The organism is Roseovarius sp. JB2-10 (assembly GCF_055693585.1).
On sequence record NZ_CM146337.1, the window covers coordinates 280,973 to 298,514 of the forward strand.

The following is a 17,542-nucleotide window of genomic DNA, read 5'->3' on the forward strand; positions in this document are numbered from 1 at the left end:
AGATCCTGAATGCAACAATCCCTTTGCGTCAAGACCGTTATCCGGGGACCCCGCAGCATCACTTTCTATCAATCAAACTGGACCACTCAGGTGGGGCTGATCAATCGGCCCAAAATACGCACGGGCCACCTTTCTGTTCGGACTGGTTGCCGCGATATTCTTACCGGTTATCATCCATTGATATCCGACCTTGGCTGGTCGAAACAATCCTGATCAATTGCCGTTCCGACGGTTATCAATTCTCTCTTGGTCTTCACCGATTATCATCAAATCGGAGATTGTGCCTATCTTGACTGCGACATCACGCGCCAAGTCCAGATGAGTTTGTGCGGTGTCGAGATACGTCTGGTCCTCGGTTTTATCATAAAAAATCCGATAGGCATTGGCCAGATTGACCTGCACTCTCATCCAATCCTCAGGATGTTCGTCGCGGGTGTAAACCTGCATCGTTTCAGTGAGAACCGCGATTGACTGGATCAGTGACTCGTCACCGATTTCCGAAGCACCAAGATGGGTCAGATTGGTTCCAATATTGTATTGTGCTAGCGCCCACTGCAGCGGATGTCTTTCGAGCGAATAAACATCAAGTGCTTCGGCATAGGCTTCAATGATGTCACTTTTCATAGAAGCGTTGCCGGCGAGATCGGCAAATTTTTCCAGCGTGTAGGCGTAGTTGGATTGGTGTTCTGCCCATTGCAACGGGTTCACGTCGCGCGAGTAAACGTTGAGCGCGCTTTTGTATGCTTCGACAGCGTCCTTCAAATTCTCAACGTTGTTAGTACGCAGCCCAAGAACCCTCAACGCGCTGCCTAGATCGATCTGGGATTGGACCCAATTTTCGGGCTCGACTGTGCTTAGATAAACCTGTCCGGCTTCCCGAAAGGCAAGGGCAGCACGATCAATCAAGGCGTTTTCTTCTTCATGTTCGTCAAGAAAAACGTAAGCCAACCCTATTGCACGTTGAGAATTGGCCCAAATTGATGGCTGCTCTTCGCGAATGGGATCTGTCAGGTTCTCGCGAAATTCAGCAACGGCTTCTCGCATTAAGCCCGGGTTGTTCTCCAACCGTGCAAGGTTACCAAGCGAAATACCCAAGCCTTCCCGGAAGTGAACAACTGTACTGGGGTCCTGAAGCCGCGATGCAGATAACACACCGACGCGGTACGCCTCTATGGCATCTCGGAGCATTTCCGCGTCGCCCAGTTCAGCGCCTTGTACTTCAAAGGCTGAACCGATTTCGAATTGCATCGAAAGCCAGACATCCGGGGATTGTTCAAAGGAATACACGGTTTGCACGTTTCTGAGCGCATGTATGCCTTCTTTAGTTTTCTCAGGGTCATTTCTTCTTGAACCCAATTCAATTGCCGCTTCGCCAAGATTGGCTTGGGTGTTTGCCCATCCAGCTGGATCATTGTCCTTTGTGATCTCAAGCAAGGCCGACCGGAAGGCAGCCTCGGACTGTACCAATTTTGCGTTGCCATTACCTGCAAAACCGAGCTCCATCAGGGCAAGGCCGAGATTTGACTGGACTACAGACCATAAAAAAGGATCGTTTTCGCGGTTCACAACTTCGAGAATTTCGGCGAAGGCAGTTTGGGCTTCCCCAAGCAATCCAACATCGTCGTTCAAAATTGCAAGGTTTCGGATCATGTTGGCAACGTTGTTCTGCTGCCTTGCCCATAGCAGGGGCTCTTTTTCACGGCTGCGCACCAGCATAACAGAACGCGAGACCAAAATTGCCTGTTCGATCATCTCTATATCGCCGTTGGCATATCCCAGATTAAACAGGGCATTGCCCAGGTTGTTCCTGCTCGAAGCCCATTGCAGAGGAACCTCTTCGCGTAGACGCACCGACAACGCATTTTCATGAGCCAAAATTGCAGCTTCTAACAGGTCAGTGTCTTCATACCTCTCAAAGAGCTTTTCATATGCAACCCCCAGATTGCTTTGTGTGGTTGCCCATTCCAGAGGAGCCCAATCCGGTTCCCACTCGGACAGTGCAGTCTGATAGGCAATGGCAGCGCGCTCCATCACTTCGTTGTCAAACTGGGCTTGTCCTAGTTTAAAAAGTGAATTGCCGAGTGCATTATACGCTATTCGTCTCTGCAGTGTTCCCGTGGCGCGCGCCACCAGTTCCTCACCAAGCGCAGTGGCAACCTCCAGATCAAACTCCGACGAATTGTTTGAACCGCGTTCGTACCAGTCGTTCCGTATTTCGTTAAGGGTATCATATCCGCCGCCGCTTTCCTCTGCCCGTTGTAATTCAAGTCTTACGACCAGTTCTAAATTTCGCGTTTCAATGGCTTCTGCGAGCCTGGACGCAGGCTCAGACATCTGTATGCGCCACTCAAATGGTGAAAGCGAAAAACCCTCAGATTTGGTTGGCGATGAGATGCCAGGCTGAAATGAAACCGCCTGTGCCTCTGCTAATGTGCCGAAGAGAAAACCGGCACAGGAAAGCGTAAGGATAATCCCAGAGGTTTTTCGAAAAGCGAAACCCATTAATTTTTCCTAGAATTGCAGATCCGACTCGTCACGTTTGGGAACAGTAGATCGAATGGCGATCAGAGATAAGCCTATGATTGAATTTCCGTGAGGGGACTAACGCTTTGCGCTAAGCAGCAAGGCGTAAGGAGAACTTTTCAAATTTCTCCAACAAAGCACAAAACGAAGTGGTTTGGATATTTGTTATGCGGACAAAACTGCCATACGTCGCGGTCGAGTCAATGGAAGCTTTTCCACGTTAGATCCGATGAAGCTCAATCTTGGATTGGGGGCCGACCGTGGAAGTTGAGATAAAGCTGTTGCAGTGGTCTTGGCAATTTAGGCCAAACGTTGGCTGCGGAATTTGATTTCACTTCCCAGAAAAGGTTCTCGATAAAACTGACTTCAATGCAATTCTCTATTTCCTTGTCACTTCCACAAAGTTTACCTTCGAAGTAAGAGAAAACCACTGCAAGATCAGCTCCTTGATTCTCATCCCCCATCTGATCATTGATCGCACCAGCCAAACTCTCGAACCAGGTATATGCCGTGTTATCATCGACGCTATCCCAAATTTTGATGTGTTTGGCGTCTGCAACTTGGGTTAATTCGGGAAACCGCTGTCGAAAGTCGCGGTACATCTCCAACACACTCAAATCTGATCTCTTTCGATATTCGTAAACCGCTACAATCCAGACCTTGGTGCAATCCGCAGCATCGTTCAAGTTGGGCTCACACCAGACTTCCACCCAAAAAAGGGGCCACCCGGAGGCAGCCCCAATCTTTTAGCAATGAAGCGTGAGCTTACATCATGCCGCCCATGCCGCCCATGTCGGGCATACCGCCACCGGCAGGTGCATCCTTGGCGGGCTTGTCGGCAACCATAGCTTCAGTTGTGATCAGCAGACCTGCGATCGACGCTGCGTCTTCCAGCGCGGTACGCACAACCTTGGCCGGGTCAATCACGCCGAACTTGAACATGTCGCCATATTCTTCGGTCTGTGCGTTGAAGCCGAACTTGCTGTCACTGCTTTCACGGATCTTGCCCGCAACAACCGAACCGTCAACGCCGGAGTTTTCGGCGATCTGACGCAGCGGTGCTTCCAGCGCGCGACGCACGATGGCGATGCCGTTGTTCTGGTCGCTGTTTGCACCTTCAAGGCCGGCAACTGCATTCGCGGCTTGAACCAGTGATACACCACCACCCACAACGATGCCTTCTTGGACAGCGGCGCGGGTTGCGTTCAGCGCGTCATCAACGCGGTCTTTACGCTCTTTCACTTCGACTTCTGTCATGCCGCCAACGCGGATCACAGCAACACCGCCTGCCAGTTTGGCAACGCGCTCTTGCAGTTTTTCACGGTCATAGTCGCTTGTGGTTTCTTCGATCTGAGTGCGGATCTGAGCAACACGTGCTTCGATCTCGGCTTTCTCACCGCCACCATCGATGACAGTTGTCTCATCTTTGGTGATGTCCACGCGCTTGGCCGAACCCAGCATGTCCATGGTCACGGACTCCAGCTTCATGCCCAGATCTTCAGAGATCACCTGACCACCGGTCAGAATGGCGATGTCCTGCAGCATGGCTTTACGGCGATCGCCGAAACCAGGAGCTTTAACCGCTGCGATTTTCAAACCGCCGCGCAGTTTGTTGACCACGAGGGTCGCCAGCGCTTCGCCTTCGACGTCTTCGGCAATGATCATCAGCGGCTTTTGCGACTGGATCACCTGTTCGAGCAGTGGCACCATTGGCTGCAGCGAGCTGAGTTTCTTTTCGTGCAGCAGGATCAGGCAGTCTTCAAGCTCTGCAATCATCTTGTCGCTGTTGGTCACGAAGTAAGGGCTCAGGTAGCCACGGTCGAACTGCATACCTTCGACCACGTCGGTCTCGGTTTCCAGGCCTTTGTTTTCCTCGACGGTGATCACACCCTCGTTGCCAACTTTCTGCATCGCGTCCGCGATCTGCTGACCGATTTCGGCTTCGCCGTTGGCCGAGATTGTACCGACCTGTGCAACTTCCGCACTGTCTTTGACTTCGCGTGCTGCCGCTTTGATCGATTCAACAACTTTCGAAGTTGCCAGATCAATACCGCGCTTCAGATCCATCGGGTTCATACCCGCTGCAACGGCTTTCATGCCTTCGCGAACGATCGCTTGGGCCAGAACGGTTGCTGTGGTTGTGCCGTCGCCGGCTTCGTCATTGGTGCGGCTGGCGACTTCTTTCACCATTTGCGCGCCCATGTTTTCGAACTTGTCTTCCAGTTCGATTTCCTTGGCAACCGATACACCGTCCTTGGTGATGCGCGGTGCGCCAAAAGATTTGTCCAGAACAACGTTACGGCCTTTGGGGCCCAGTGTTACCTTCACCGCGTCTGCCAGGATGTTCACACCCTTCAGCATCTTGTTGCGGGCATCGGTATCGAATTTGACGTCTTTAGCAGCCATATCTCGATTTCCTTTGAATTAGTGTTTCAATCAGCGGTTCAGGCGATAACGCCCAGAATGTCGCTTTCTTTCATGATCAACAGCTCTTCGCCGTCCAGCGTGATCTCGGTACCGGACCACTTGCCAAACAGAACTCGATCACCGGCCTTTACGGCCATCTCGATCAGCTCACCGCTGTCTTTGCGAGCGCCTTCGCCGCACGCAACGATTTCGCCTTCACTGGGCTTTTCCTTGGCGCTTTCGGGGATGATCAATCCACCAGCAGTTTTCTCTTCGCTTTCTACGCGGCGTACAACGACGCGATCATGTAGCGGTTTAAATGCCATCTCTGAGGCTCCTTAGCTCAAAGTTACTCCCTATGGCCCCTCCCCAAAATTGCTCTGGTGGGGCCGTTAGCACTCAGTGCATTCGAGTGCTAACGGCGCATAGCTAAGGATGTGACCTGACGGAGTCAACAACTCCGCTCAATTTTTTTCATAACCTTTTCAAAGACACAGGCGACGCTTCGCGCTTGCCAGCGCTCAGGAGCGGGTTAAACTCGTTCTATGCTTAGAATTCTCTGTGTTTTTCTGTGCCTTGCCACACCAATTGCCGCAACCGCGTCCTGCGAAGGGACGGATTTGATCGCAACGATGCCACCCGCCGACAGGGCAAGCCTGATCGAAAGCGCCACCAACACCGCGTACCCCGAGGGCCTGTTGTGGCGCGCCGAACGCGCGGACACGACCATAACGCTCTTCGGAACCTATCATTTCGAACATGAAAGGACGTCGGCACATCTGACAGCGCTCACCCCGATGATCGATCAGGCCGATGTGATTTACCTTGAGGTCTCAAACGCCGATCAGGCGCAATTGCAGCGTGAAATGTCGAATGACCCGTCGATCATGTTCATCATCGAGGGCGACACTCTGCCCGATCTTCTGGGTGAGGAAGACTGGCAACGCCTCGCAACTGAAATGCGCGCCCGGGCTGTTCCGGGGTTCATGGCCGCCAAGTTCAAACCGTTTTGGGCCGCCATGATGCTGGGCATCGGCCCCTGCGAAGCGCAAAACGCAGCCGTGAAGGAAAACGGGATCGACAAACAGATCGGCGACTATGCCACCGACATCGGCAATGACAGCCAATCGCTGGAAGACTACAAAACGCTGCTGACCCTGTTCGACAGCTTTCCACAGGAAGACCAGCTCGACATGATCCGCCTGTTCTTTGCCGTTGCCGACGACGCGGATGACATGGCCTACACCCTGCGCCAACGCTACCTGTCACAGGAAATTGCATTGATCTGGGAGTATTCGCGCCATGTCTCGCTCACGTCCGGTGGACCAAATGCCGAGGATGATTTCGCACTCTTCGAACAACAACTGCTTATCGAACGCAATCAGGGCTGGGTTGACGTGCTGATGCGCGATGCCTTGGGCAAAACCGTGTTTCTGGCCGCAGGGGCCGCGCATCTACCCGGAGAGTTCGGATTGCTGCAGATGTTGCAGGATCGCGGGTTTACCATCACCCGCCTACCCTTCGACGCCTGATACACTTATCGAGACGGGCCGCGAAGAAGAGCCTGCGCGCAGGCGCACTCAATTTTACACCACTTCCCCGCCTTCCATCTTGACCGGCGCGCAGGCGCGGGGCATCACGCTGTCATGCTGATCTACAAGATTTTTCGCGCCGCTGAGTGGGCCCATCTGAAAACCCACAAGGAAACCACTGGTGCGCCCGTCGACATGTCTGACGGCTTCATCCATTTCTCGACACTGGAGCAGGCCCCTGAAACCGCCGCCAAGCACTTTGGCGGTCAGGATGATCTCATGCTCCTTGCCATCCACGCGGAACCTCTGGGCGATGCGTTGAAGTGGGAGGTGTCACGCGGGGGCGCGCTGTTTCCGCATCTCTACCGAACGCTGCGTCTGGACGATGTGCATTGGGCGCAACCGTTGCCACTGGTGGATGGGCATCATCAATTCCCACCGGGCCTTTCATGACGCTGCTTGAACGCCTTGGGTTGGCCGCGCTGCATCGGTGTGATCCAGAAACCGCCCACGGCTTTGCGATCAGGGCATTGCGTGCGGGTCTCACCCCCACACCCGGGCCGGTCACATCGCCGCGGCTCGTGACCCAGATTGCGGGTATTGAAATGCCCAACCCCGTGGGGCTGGCCGCGGGGTTCGACAAGAACGCAACCGCGCTGGCACCTCTGTCGCGTGCAGGTTTTGGGTTCATCGAAGTCGGCGCCATCACGCCGCGGCCGCAACCCGGCAACGCGCGCCCCCGGCTCTTTCGCCTAAGTGAAGATCAGGCGGTGATCAACCGCTTCGGCTTCAACAATGATGGTATGGAAGCGGCCGCCAAGCGCCTGGCGCAACGCCCGAAAGATGCGGTGATCGGCCTCAACCTTGGTGCCAATAAAGACAGTTCGGATCGGGCGGAAGACTTCGCACGCGTTCTGTCCCATTGCGGCCGCTACCTTGATTTTGCGACCGTCAATGTCTCCAGCCCCAACACCGAGAAACTGCGCGATCTACAAGGTGCCGACGCGCTGAGCGCCCTCTTGCGCGGCGTGATCGAGGCGCGGAACTGGCTGCAGCACCCTGTGCCGGTGTTCCTGAAAATTGCCCCTGATCTCGATACCCCAGCCCTGGCGGACATTGCGCAGGTCGCCATGGCCAGCAAACTCGACGGGATCATTGCCACCAACACCACGCTTTCACGGGAAGGTCTGACCAGCCTGCACCGTGATGAAGCGGGGGGTTATCAGGCGCACCCCTGTTTGAATCCTCTACCCGCGTATTGGCACAGCTTCATGATCTGACCGATGGAAAAATCCCTCTGATCGGCGTCGGTGGTATCAGTTCCGCCCGCAACGCCTATGCCAAGATTTGCGCCGGGGCGAGCGCTGTTCAGCTCTATTCCGCGTTGGTCTATCACGGCCTGTCACTGGTCGGAGAGATTGCCCAAGGCATCGACCGCCTGCTTGACGCGGACGGATTTACGAATATTTCGCAAGCGGTCGGCACAAAAAGACAGGACTGGTTATGACAACGATCTGGCACAACCCTCGGTGCTCGAAATCCCGCCAAACCCTTGCACTACTGCAAGACCGCGGCGAAGAGATTGAGATACGCGCCTATCTGGATGATGCGCCCCGCGCAGAAGACATTCGCCACGCGCTCAAAACCCTGGGGCTGAATGCCATCGACATCACGCGCACCGGTGAGGCCCTTTTCAAGGAACTTGGCCTGTCAAAAACAGATGACGACGAAACGCTGATCGCCGCCATGACCAAACACCCGAAATTGATCGAACGCCCCATTGTTTTCAAAGAGGGTCGCGCCGCCATTGGCCGCCCACCTGAAAGCGTGTTGGACATTCTGTGATCTGCGCCGGATGAATTTTGTACGCAGTTTCACCCGGGGGATCGACGCGGTCATCTTTGACCTGATCCGGCAATTGCGCTGGTCGTTTTTGCCGCCGATCATGATCTATTTCTCATATGGCGTTGCCACGATCACCGGCATTGTCGGCACGTTTTTTGTGAAGGATTACCTCGATTTATCAGCCGCTTATCTGGCCGGCCTTGCGTTTTGGGCAGGGCTGCCATGGGCGCTGAAAATGCCGCTTGGGCATCTTGTCGACATCATCTGGAAGTGGAAATGGATACTGGTCTGGCTCGGCGCGATCCTGACCGCGGCAAGCGTCTTCATTATGTATCTGGTGATCACCCAGCAAGCGATGATGCAGGCCATCATGCCCATCAGCAGCTGGTACATCACATCGTTCATTCTGGCCCCGTGCGGCCTTGTCATTCAGGACGCCGTTGCCGACGCCATGTCTGTCGAAGCGGTGCCAAAAGTTGACGAAACCGGCCAGCCGATGCCCGAAGACGCCACCAAAGCCATGCACACCACCATGCAGACGCTTGGCCGGTTTGCACTGATTGGCGGCACGGTCGTGGTGGCCTTGGTCAATATCTACATGTTCACAGACATCGAAAACATGACCGAGGCTGACAAGGCCCACACCTACGCCAAAATCTATCTGATGGCGTTGGTGATCCCGCTATTGTCCGTCTCCGGTGTGGTGCTGGCCGGATTACAAAAACGCGCCAAGCAGCGGCGTTTGAGAGACCAGGACGTACCCGAAGATCAGATCGCAGCGCTGGACCAGCCCGACGAAGAAACCACACCCAATTACTGGTATTTCATTGGTGGTGCAGCCTTTGTGGCGCTGACATTAACAGTGGGCCTGACCAATATCCCCTACGGTCAGGAAATCATTTTCGCGGGTTCAATGACCATTGTCGTCGTGCTGATGCGCCAACTCCTGAAGGTCCTGACCCCGGCACAGGCAAAGGCACTGGTGGGAACGGCCTTGATCCTCTTCTTTTTCCGCGCAGTGCCACAACCCGGACCAGGACAGACATGGTTCGAAATTGATGTGCTTTTGTTCGACCAGCAATTCCTGTCTGTACTGTCGCTCATCGTTTCGGTTCTTACCTTGGCGGGCATGGTCCTGTTGCGCCCGATGATGGCCAGCCGCTCCATCACCTGGCTGGTGATCATGCTCACATTGGTAGGCGGGGCGCTGACGCTTCCCAACATCGCGCTCTATTACGGATTGCATGAAACCACGGCGGCCATGACCAACGGCATCGTCGACGCGCGGTTCATTGCCGTGCTGGATACAGCGGTTGAGTCACCACTGGGGCAGGTCGCAGTCATTCCAATGCTCGCCTGGATCGCGCGGAATGCGCCCGGGCATCTCAAGGCCACGTTCTTTGCCGTCATGGCCTCCTTCACCAATCTGGCCCTGTCGGCCAGCGCGTTGATGACGAAATACCTGAACCAGATTTTCGAAGTCACACGCGAAGTGCGTGATCCAGCCACCAACACGATCCAGACAACTGCCGATTACAGCGAGCTCGGATGGCTTTTGCTGTCCGTTACAACGCTCACCGTGGCCCTCCCGCTGATCGTGATCTTCATGGTTCAACGCTCCCCCTTGCGCGCCAAAGATTGACGCGCCCCGCGCAATCCGCGAACCATAGTTCCTGAACCGGGCCTTCGCCCGCAGGAAATTGAAACGTGACCGCAGGCAGCCCACCAGCCACCAATGGACCGGCCAGAAACATCGCGCTTTATCCGTGGTTCCAGTTCCTACGCAATTTGGTCTTTTGGCAGGCCATCTGGTTTCTGTTTTTCCAAAACCGGCTTTCCGCAGCCGAAGCCATCCTGCTTTACGCAATCTACGACATCGGAACGACCGCAATGGAGGTGCCGTCAGGCTACCTCTCCGACAGGTTGGGGCGCCGTCTGACCCTGATCCTTTCTGCGCTGGCCACGCTGATCGGTACGGTATTGCTGACCATTGGCGACGGCTTCGCAATTTTTGCGATCGCACAGGTGTTTTTAGGTGCCAGCACGGCGTTCAATTCCGGCACAGACAGTGCACTACTCTACGAATCTCTTGCCGCCACAGACCGGCAGGACGAGGTTGAAGCGCAAGAACTCCGCGCGTGGCGGTTTGGCTTTGTGGCGCTCGCCCTCTCGGCGGTTCTGGGTGGGGTCATGGCCTATTTCAGTGAAACGCTTCCGTTTTTGATCAGCGCCTTGGTGGCCATCGGTCTTGTGGGCCTGACGCTGAAATTGCATGAACCACCGCATCAAACACCGGCATCCGACCGAAAATCTGACAAACACCGCCTGACCACGTTGCGCAGAGCCATGACCGAACCGGTATTGGTCTGGCTTTTCGCCCTCAGTGTCCTGATGTACGGCTTCAGCCACATTCCCTTCGTCTTTGGCCAACCTTTCATTCTGGAGGCTTTGAACAATGTCGGTCTCGCGGCCGAGGCTCCGGTCGTGAGCGGCGCGACCTCGGCCATCATGATGCTATTGTCGGTCGTGACATCGCTCTTTGCCTTACGTTTACGCCATGCCATTGGCCTATCCGCGATCCTGTTGCTGGCCTTCGCCATGCAGATCACATTGGTGGCGGTTCTGGCCCTGACCAATAATTTGCTGGCCATCGCCCTGCTGTTTTTCCGCATGGTGCCAAACTCTCTGTCACAACCGTTCATCCTCGCCCGGACGCAGCCGATGCTCGAAGATGATAGTCGCGCAACATATCTTTCGCTGCGCAGTTTTTGTGCCCGGCTCGCATTCGCCGGAACGCTTTATGTCGCATCTCTCACGGCCTCTGCCTCCGATCAGATGGCTTATGGCGAATTGCAACAGGTTCTGAGATGGTACGTGGCATGCGGTGTGACAGCACTGGTGCTTTTGGCCTTATGGGCCCGCCGCACGGACGTTGAGCCTGTGGAGCCGAAGTAGAGAACACCGAACCCGTACCCACCCGCGCACTACCACGACCACACCCCGCCTGCAAAAATCCCCGATATCAGCACTTCCACCCTTGTCAGCGCGGCAATACCGGGGCAGCGTAGCGCCAACATGGAATTGGGGCCGTATCTTATCCTCGCATCTCTGGAAGGTGCTGTTTCAGCTGCTGTTCTGGCACTGACCGCCGTGGGCCTGTCGTTGGTCTTTGGCGTCATGCGCGTGGTCAATATCGCCCATGGTGAGTTTTTCATGCTGGGCGCGGTGATTGCCTGGTGGATCGCACACAGCCTGGGTGGACACCCTGCCCTTGGGTTTGGCGTGGCACTGGTGGTGGCACCGTTGGTGGTGGGCGCCATCGCGGTGGCCGCCGATATGACCATTCTCAAGCGGGTAGACTATGACCCGGAGCGCACGATCGTCGCCACAATCGGGCTGCTCTACATCATTCAGCAACTCACGCTGATGACCTACGGCCCTGAGGCCCGCCCGGTCGAAGCCCCTTTCAACACCCGCATTTCCATTCCCTGGTTTGAAAACGGGGAAAACGGCTGGCAGATGATCTGGCCATGGGGCCTCGGCACAACCACCTATAAACTGGCCGTTATCGGTGCAGCAGCCACGGTTTTGATCGGTGTTTGGGTGCTGATGAAACGCACGCGCATCGGCCTCGTTATGCGCGCCACGCAGGCAGATCGTGACATGGCGCTCGCTTTCGGCATCCCGGTCGAGCGGGTCTATGCCATGGTCTTCGGCCTCGGCGCTGCGCTGGCCGCGCTGGCCGCCGTGTTGATTGTTCCCATTCAGCAGGCGCATTACCTGATGGGCGCGGACCCCCTGCTGCTCAGCTTCATCGTGGTCATCATCGGCGGCCTCGGAAGCCTGCCTGGCACGGTTCTGGCGGCAATTCTGATTGGATTGTCCGACGGCATCATTTCGGTCTTCTTCTCCCCGACACTGGCCAAAATTCTGGCCACGTTGCTGGTTGGGCTGGTTCTGGTTTTCCGCCCCCAAGGCCTGGCCGGAACGCGCGAAAGATGACCGAGAAGACCAAAATCATCGTCCTGCATGGCGGTTTGCTGGCGCTTCTCTTTGTCTTGCAGTTTGTTCTGCCCGCCTATCATCACGGCAATCTGGCGCGCATCATGGTACTGGCCAGCTATGCGGTTGGGTACAATATCCTCTTTGGCTACACCGGTCTTCTCAGCCTTGGTCACGCGCTCTTTTTTGCGGCGGGCATGTATGGCGCCGGAATGGGCATTCAGTTTTTCGACCTCTCAGTTGCGCCCGCACTTCTGGCCGGGGTGGCCGCGGGGGCCGTAGTGTCCGCCTTGCTGGCCGTCCTGGCTTTGCGCACCGCCGGTGTGGCATTCATGATTGTCACGCTGATGTTTGCCCAGGCCGGGTACCTCACCGTGCTCTACTTCGGCGAATTCACCCGGGGGGATGAAGGCTTTGTCCTGCAACAGGCGCAACGCGTCTTGTGGGGCATCGACCTGAGCGACCCCACAAACCGGTACTTTGCGGGTTTCATCCTCTTTGCGATTTGCCTGTTCGTATCGCTATGGCTGGTGCGACGCCCGTTCGGCAAAACCCTGATCGCCATCCGCGAAAACGAGGAACGCGTGCGGATGCTGGGCTACAATACATTTGCGCATAAACTCGGCGCCATGGTGCTGTCCGGCACCATTTCGGCGGGCGCAGGTGCCACATACGGCGTGCTTTTTGGGTATGTGGGTGCCAGCTTCGCAGGCGTGCAATATTCCATCTTTCCGCTGCTTTGGGTGCTGTTGGGCGGCGCGGGCACCATTCTGGGCCCCTTTGTTGGCACGCTCTTCATGTTCTACCTGATCGATCTCAGCTCCGGCATCACCACCGCCTATATGCTGATCGCCGGTGTTGTTCTGGTCGCTTTGACCCTTTTTGCGCCGCAAGGCCTGGTTGGCGAACTCAGAAACCGGATTTGGAGATGGTTGCCATGAACCTTCTCTCGACCCGCGAGCTGAGTAAAAACTTCGGCGGCCTGCAGGCCGTACGCAATGTCACTTTTGATGTTCCATCCGGACAGGTCCGCGCGTTGATCGGCCCAAACGGCGCGGGTAAAACCACCCTTGTTGGCATGATCAGCGGGCGCATTCTGCCCAGCACCGGCACCGTCTTTTTCGATGGCAAAAACATCACCGCGCTGCCCGCCCATGAGCGGATCACAAAAGGCATGGCATACACGTTCCAGATCACGTCGGTGTTTGAGCGCCTGCCCGCCGGCGAAAACGTGGCACTGGCCGCGCGCCGCCATCTCAAACCCGCTGAGGTCGAAGAAGCCACGAACGAAGCCTTGAACGCGGTGGGGCTTCTGGACCTGATTGACCACGAAGCCGGTGATCTGGCCTATGGCCACCAACGCCTGCTTGAGATTGCCATGGGTTTGGTGCAGCGCCCCAGGCTTTTAATCCTGGATGAACCAACGCAAGGCCTGACGGACACCGAGATCGACAATTTCAAAGTCCTGGTGCGGGAACTTGCCGGGCAGACCACCATTTTGCTGATCGAACACAATATGAATGTGGTCATGGAAACCGCCGATCAGGTCACCGTTTTGAATTTTGGCGAGGTTCTGGCCGAAGGCACACCAGAAGAAATTCGCGCTGACGTGTCCGTTCAATCCGCCTATCTGGGGACGGGCTGATGCTGGTTCTGAACAACATCAACTCCGGTTATGGCCGCGCACAGATATTGCGAGACCTGTCGTTACGAGTGAACAAGGGCGAGATCCTGTGCCTGTTGGGCCGGAACGGGGCTGGCAAGACCACGACCATGCAGACGATCATGGGGCTTTTGCCACTGATGTCCGGCAGTATCAGCCTTGATGGCGACGACGTCGGGGAATTGGCACCACATCTCGTACCGCGTGCGGGGATCGGCTATGTCCCTCAGGGGCGGCGTCTGTTTGCCGGGCTCAGTGTGGCGCAAAACCTCGAGATCGGCATGCGCACCCGCAACAGCGACCCTGAAATCCTGCAAGATGTGCTGGACCTCTTCCCCCGGCTGCGCGAGCGCTATCTGCAGCGGGCCGAAACACTATCGGGTGGTGAGCAACAGATGCTGGCCACGGCGCGGGCGCTTTGCCTCCGCCCCAAGGCACTGTTGCTGGACGAACCAACAGAAGGCTTGCAGCCTTCGATGATCGAGGCAATCCGTCAGGTGATCATAAAGATGCGCGAAAAAGGCGTGGCCGTTTTATTGGTCGAACAGCGCGTCGATGCCGTGCTATCGGTCGCCAATCGCGTGATTTTCATCGAAAACGGTCAATGCGGCGAGGCCATGCCGGCCAAGCAGTTGCAGGACGAGCCGCATATCATCAAACGCTACCTCGGCGTCTGACCATAAGAACACTTACAGTAGATGCCCGGACTTCGCGGCCTTTGTGGCAAGGTAGGCGCGGTTATGTTCGTTTTCGCCCACCTGTAGCGGTACGCGCTCCGTGACAGCAATGGCATTGGCTTCCATCATTGCAATCTTGCTGGGATTGTTGGTCAGGAGGCGCACCTGACTAAATCCCATGGTTTTCAGGATATGCGCCCCGATCCGAAAATCACGCTCATCATCTTCGAAGCCGAGCCGGTGGTTGGCATCAACCGTATCAAATCCCTGATCCTGCAAGCTGTAGGCACGCATCTTGTTGGCCAACCCGATGCCGCGCCCCTCCTGATTGAGATAAAGCAATATCCCCTCGCCCGTCGCACCCATCTGGGCCAATGCGCCGCGCAATTGCGGACCGCAATCGCATTTCAAACTCCCCATGAGATCGCCGGTAAAGCATGCAGAGTGCAGTCGCGCCAAAACGGGTGTGTCCCGCGCGGGCTTGCCGATTTCGATGGCATAATGCTCCTCTCCACCGTCTTCGGGGCGAAACACATGCAATCGCCCGGCCTCACTCACCGCCAGCGGCAAACGGGCACTGACCACCGGATTGAGCGGGCTTGACGCCTCCAGCACCGGGCCTGCCAAGGTGGCGTTCACCACAGTCAGCCCGTTTTCGGCCGCAAATCGGACGGCGTCCGACATCGGCAGCACCAAAACGGCTGGCAAGAGACGCCCGGCTTTGGCGAGCCGCAAGGCGATGCGGTGCAGATCTGCAGAACCCTCGCGTTCCGAGATCAACGGGCCCTTCATTGGTGTCTTCAGGTCATCTGCCGGGTCAGACACGCCTAAGACCCAGGTCAGCGTTGCATCCGGCGGCAGTTTGACCCGCGCCAGATCGCCGTCATAGGCACGTGCCTTGAGCGTTTCCGCGCGCCGGGCCGTGATTGCCAGAACCGACCCACCGCCCAGAGCCCGTACGTCCGCCAGGCGTTGCGCATCCAGCGTCTCTGCCGCGAGCACAAGGGCGGCGCCATCCGGGCCCGCAAGCACGATCGGCACGCCCATGCGCAAATCAGCGCGGGCACGTGCCAGAATTTCAGTTGTATCCGGGGCCAAGCTCATGCGCACGGGGTCCTTGTCATCATCACGACAGATGTACAGACTTTTGAAATGGATTGAAACAATCGCTCGCGTGGTAACACGTGGGCGTGAGAAGTCTGTAGCACACCTTGTGAACACGCAATGGCTACCGCATCTTCCCGGAAACAACGCAAGGAATTTCCCGATGGGACAGCTAAAGAAAATTTTACTTGTCGATGATGATGACGATCTGCGCGAGGCACTGAGCGAGCAGTTGGTCTTGACAGAAGACTTTGACGTGTTCGAAGCGGCCAACGGTTCCGAAGCGATGACCAAAGCCAAGGACGCCATTTATGATCTGGTCATTCTTGATGTGGGCCTGCCCGACACGGATGGCCGCGAGTTGTGCCGTTTGATGCGCAAACAGGGCGTCAAATCCCCCATCATGATGCTGACCGGCCATGACGGTGACGCAGATACCATTCTGGGTCTGGATGCGGGCGCCAATGACTACGTCACAAAGCCCTTCAAATTCCCGGTTCTGCTGGCCCGTGTCCGTGCACAACTCCGCCAGCATGAACAATCCGAGGATGCGGTGTTCCAACTTGGGCCATATACGTTCAAACCGGCCATGAAGATGCTGGAAACGGAAGACAGCAAGAAAATCCGCCTGACTGAAAAAGAAACCAACATTCTGAAGTTTCTGTATCGTTCGACCGAGGGCGTTGTGCCGCGCGACATCCTCTTGCACGAAGTCTGGGGTTATAACGCGGGTGTCACCACACATACCCTTGAAACGCATATCTATCGCTTGCGTCAGAAGATCGAGCCCGATCCTTCGAACGCGCGCCTGTTGGTCACTGAATCAGGAGGCTACCGCCTGCTGGCCTGACCACAGGCATCCAAAACTGACCTTTATCTGCTCCGCTATCCCTCCTCTAGGACCAGATTTGACCGTCGCATATACGGGAATTCATATGCACCTTTCAAAAATGACCTCGGGGTTTCCCGGGGTCATTTTTTTGAACCGACGCCCTGCAAATATCAGTTTACCTGCGCGCTGTCGCCTTCATCACCGGCCTCGGCCAACAGCAGATCAAAATCCGGGACAGTCACGTGGCGCTTGCCCTCAAGCTCGATGACCCCGTCTTTTTTCAGCGCCGATATCTGACGGCTGACCGTCTCCAGCGTTAAGCCCAGATAATCTGACATCGCCTCACGGGTCAGAGGCAGATCAAACACGATTGGTCCCGTGGCTTGGGACAGATGCAGCGTCGCGCTACGCCGGGCAATGATCGACAAAAGCGATGCGATTTTCTCACGGGCGGTCTTGCGCCCCAGAACCAGCATCCATTCGCGTGCGGCATCCAACTCGTCCAGGGTCATTTCAAGCAAGCGCTGCGCAATATGAGGGGTTGTGGCCATCATCGCCTCAAACGGCGCTTTGCGGAAACAACACATCACCACATCTGTGGTCGCCACAACGTTGTAGGCGGCTTCAATCCGGCCCGGGCGGCCCACGAAATCACTGGGCAAAAGCAGCCCGACCATTTGCGTGCGCCCGTCTTCCATAGTCTGGGTCAGCGTGGCGATGCCAGATACGACCGAGCCCACAAATTCCATATGATCGCCGGACCAGATCACCGCCTGCCCGGCCTCGAACGTGCGGTAATACTTGATCTTGTCCAACTGCACCAACTCTTCGGCTTCGCACCGTGAGCACACGGCACGGTGGCGGATCGGACAATCGCCACAGTCACGGGGAGCCTTTGTCAGGGGCGCGTTCAGCATCTAAAATCACCTAGCAATCTCATGTTGCACCAGGGGCCGCA

The 17,542-nt window shown here is 56.3% G+C and carries 16 protein-coding genes and 1 pseudogene; 11 read left to right on the forward strand and 6 right to left on the reverse strand.

Annotated elements, in window-relative coordinates; translation table 11 throughout:
* Positions 1-213: 213 nt before the first annotated feature.
* From ACZ1HJ_RS01370 to groES, 4 genes are all read right to left on the reverse strand, one after another.
* Positions 214-2,502, reverse strand: coding sequence for a tetratricopeptide repeat protein (locus ACZ1HJ_RS01370; protein WP_472720580.1), 2,289 nt, complete (start codon positions 2,500-2,502; stop codon positions 214-216).
* Positions 2,503-2,759: 257 nt separating this feature from the next.
* Positions 2,760-3,209, reverse strand: a complete 450-nt coding sequence (locus ACZ1HJ_RS01375) for a DUF7674 family protein (protein ID WP_472720581.1) — start codon at positions 3,207-3,209, stop codon at positions 2,760-2,762.
* 79 nt (positions 3,210-3,288) lie between these two features.
* The gene (gene groL, locus ACZ1HJ_RS01380) at positions 3,289-4,929 is read right to left on the reverse strand and encodes a chaperonin GroEL (protein WP_472720582.1); all 1,641 of its coding nucleotides are present in this window, start codon (positions 4,927-4,929) and stop codon (positions 3,289-3,291) included.
* Between the two features lie 38 nt (positions 4,930-4,967).
* Positions 4,968-5,255 (reverse strand): co-chaperone GroES, encoded by a 288-nt coding sequence (gene groES / locus ACZ1HJ_RS01385; RefSeq protein ID WP_472720583.1) that lies wholly within the window; start codon positions 5,253-5,255, stop codon positions 4,968-4,970.
* Between the two features lie 219 nt (positions 5,256-5,474).
* Between groES and ACZ1HJ_RS01390 the strand changes: the two genes are divergently transcribed.
* The 10 genes and pseudogenes from ACZ1HJ_RS01390 (at position 5,475) to ACZ1HJ_RS01435 (ending at position 14,648) form a co-directional block, all read left to right on the forward strand.
* Complete coding sequence (locus ACZ1HJ_RS01390) at positions 5,475-6,461, forward strand: TraB/GumN family protein (RefSeq protein WP_472720584.1); 987 nt, start codon at positions 5,475-5,477, stop codon at positions 6,459-6,461.
* Positions 6,462-6,575: 114 nt separating this feature from the next.
* Positions 6,576-6,914 (forward strand): DUF952 domain-containing protein, encoded by a 339-nt coding sequence (locus ACZ1HJ_RS01395; RefSeq protein WP_472720585.1) that lies wholly within the window; start codon positions 6,576-6,578, stop codon positions 6,912-6,914.
* Positions 6,911-7,968: pseudogene (locus ACZ1HJ_RS01400) on the forward strand (quinone-dependent dihydroorotate dehydrogenase). Before ACZ1HJ_RS01395 ends, ACZ1HJ_RS01400 begins: the two are co-directional and overlap by 4 nt.
* Positions 7,965-8,306: an arsenate reductase (glutaredoxin) gene (gene arsC / locus ACZ1HJ_RS01405; protein ID WP_472720586.1), complete on the forward strand. Its 342-nt coding sequence runs from the start codon at positions 7,965-7,967 to the stop codon at positions 8,304-8,306. The pseudogene ACZ1HJ_RS01400 and the gene arsC overlap by 4 nt, the downstream one beginning before the upstream one ends.
* A gap of 10 nt (positions 8,307-8,316) precedes the next feature.
* On the forward strand, positions 8,317-9,948 hold the full coding sequence (locus tag ACZ1HJ_RS01410; protein ID WP_472720587.1) for an MFS transporter: 1,632 nt from the start codon (positions 8,317-8,319) through the stop codon (positions 9,946-9,948).
* 65 nt (positions 9,949-10,013) lie between these two features.
* The gene (locus ACZ1HJ_RS01415) at positions 10,014-11,261 is read left to right on the forward strand and encodes an MFS transporter (protein WP_472720588.1); all 1,248 of its coding nucleotides are present in this window, start codon (positions 10,014-10,016) and stop codon (positions 11,259-11,261) included.
* A gap of 120 nt (positions 11,262-11,381) precedes the next feature.
* Positions 11,382-12,308, forward strand: coding sequence for a branched-chain amino acid ABC transporter permease (locus ACZ1HJ_RS01420; protein WP_472720589.1), 927 nt, complete (start codon positions 11,382-11,384; stop codon positions 12,306-12,308).
* A complete protein-coding gene (locus ACZ1HJ_RS01425; RefSeq protein ID WP_472720590.1) occupies positions 12,305-13,249 on the forward strand; it encodes a branched-chain amino acid ABC transporter permease in 945 nt (314 codons plus the stop codon). Before ACZ1HJ_RS01420 ends, ACZ1HJ_RS01425 begins: the two co-directional genes overlap by 4 nt.
* Positions 13,246-13,953 (forward strand): ABC transporter ATP-binding protein, encoded by a 708-nt coding sequence (locus tag ACZ1HJ_RS01430; protein ID WP_472720591.1) that lies wholly within the window; start codon positions 13,246-13,248, stop codon positions 13,951-13,953. Before ACZ1HJ_RS01425 ends, ACZ1HJ_RS01430 begins: the two co-directional genes overlap by 4 nt.
* Positions 13,953-14,648, forward strand: coding sequence for an ABC transporter ATP-binding protein (locus tag ACZ1HJ_RS01435; protein WP_472720592.1), 696 nt, complete (start codon positions 13,953-13,955; stop codon positions 14,646-14,648). The genes ACZ1HJ_RS01430 and ACZ1HJ_RS01435 overlap by 1 nt, the downstream gene beginning before the upstream one ends.
* Positions 14,649-14,660: 12 nt before the next feature.
* Here ACZ1HJ_RS01435 and ribA read toward each other — a convergent pair whose 3' ends face one another.
* Positions 14,661-15,752 carry a GTP cyclohydrolase II gene (gene ribA, locus ACZ1HJ_RS01440; RefSeq protein WP_472720593.1) on the reverse strand — a complete coding sequence of 364 codons (1,092 nt, stop codon included), beginning with the start codon at positions 15,750-15,752 and terminating at the stop codon, positions 14,661-14,663.
* Positions 15,753-15,915: 163 nt separating this feature from the next.
* Between ribA and ACZ1HJ_RS01445 the strand changes: the two genes are divergently transcribed.
* Entirely contained in the window at positions 15,916-16,602 is a 687-nt protein-coding gene (locus ACZ1HJ_RS01445) for a response regulator transcription factor (RefSeq protein ID WP_472720594.1), read from the forward strand.
* Between the two features lie 152 nt (positions 16,603-16,754).
* Here ACZ1HJ_RS01445 and fnrL read toward each other — a convergent pair whose 3' ends face one another.
* Positions 16,755-17,501 (reverse strand): transcriptional regulator FnrL, encoded by a 747-nt coding sequence (gene fnrL, locus ACZ1HJ_RS01450; protein ID WP_472720595.1) that lies wholly within the window; start codon positions 17,499-17,501, stop codon positions 16,755-16,757.
* Positions 17,502-17,542 lie beyond the last annotated feature (41 nt).

What these genes read in the sequence shown, in the direction of transcription:
- ACZ1HJ_RS01370 (WP_472720580.1), bottom strand. Translation starts at nt 2,502, where the DNA reads ATGGGTTTCGCTTTTCGAAAAACCTCTGGGATTATCCTTACGCTTTCC.
- groL (WP_472720582.1), bottom strand. Translation starts at nt 4,929, where the DNA reads ATGGCTGCTAAAGACGTCAAATTCGATACCGATGCCCGCAACAAGATG.
- groES (WP_472720583.1), bottom strand. Translation starts at nt 5,255, where the DNA reads ATGGCATTTAAACCGCTACATGATCGCGTCGTTGTACGCCGCGTAGAA.
- ACZ1HJ_RS01390 (WP_472720584.1), top strand. Translation starts at nt 5,475, where the DNA reads ATGCTTAGAATTCTCTGTGTTTTTCTGTGCCTTGCCACACCAATTGCC.
- ACZ1HJ_RS01395 (WP_472720585.1), top strand. Translation starts at nt 6,576, where the DNA reads ATGCTGATCTACAAGATTTTTCGCGCCGCTGAGTGGGCCCATCTGAAA.
- arsC (WP_472720586.1), top strand. Translation starts at nt 7,965, where the DNA reads ATGACAACGATCTGGCACAACCCTCGGTGCTCGAAATCCCGCCAAACC.
- ACZ1HJ_RS01410 (WP_472720587.1), top strand. Translation starts at nt 8,317, where the DNA reads ATGAATTTTGTACGCAGTTTCACCCGGGGGATCGACGCGGTCATCTTT.
- ACZ1HJ_RS01420 (WP_472720589.1), top strand. Translation starts at nt 11,382, where the DNA reads ATGGAATTGGGGCCGTATCTTATCCTCGCATCTCTGGAAGGTGCTGTT.
- ACZ1HJ_RS01425 (WP_472720590.1), top strand. Translation starts at nt 12,305, where the DNA reads ATGACCGAGAAGACCAAAATCATCGTCCTGCATGGCGGTTTGCTGGCG.
- ACZ1HJ_RS01430 (WP_472720591.1), top strand. Translation starts at nt 13,246, where the DNA reads ATGAACCTTCTCTCGACCCGCGAGCTGAGTAAAAACTTCGGCGGCCTG.
- ACZ1HJ_RS01435 (WP_472720592.1), top strand. Translation starts at nt 13,953, where the DNA reads ATGCTGGTTCTGAACAACATCAACTCCGGTTATGGCCGCGCACAGATA.
- ribA (WP_472720593.1), bottom strand. Translation starts at nt 15,752, where the DNA reads ATGAGCTTGGCCCCGGATACAACTGAAATTCTGGCACGTGCCCGCGCT.
- ACZ1HJ_RS01445 (WP_472720594.1), top strand. Translation starts at nt 15,916, where the DNA reads ATGGGACAGCTAAAGAAAATTTTACTTGTCGATGATGATGACGATCTG.
- fnrL (WP_472720595.1), bottom strand. Translation starts at nt 17,501, where the DNA reads ATGCTGAACGCGCCCCTGACAAAGGCTCCCCGTGACTGTGGCGATTGT.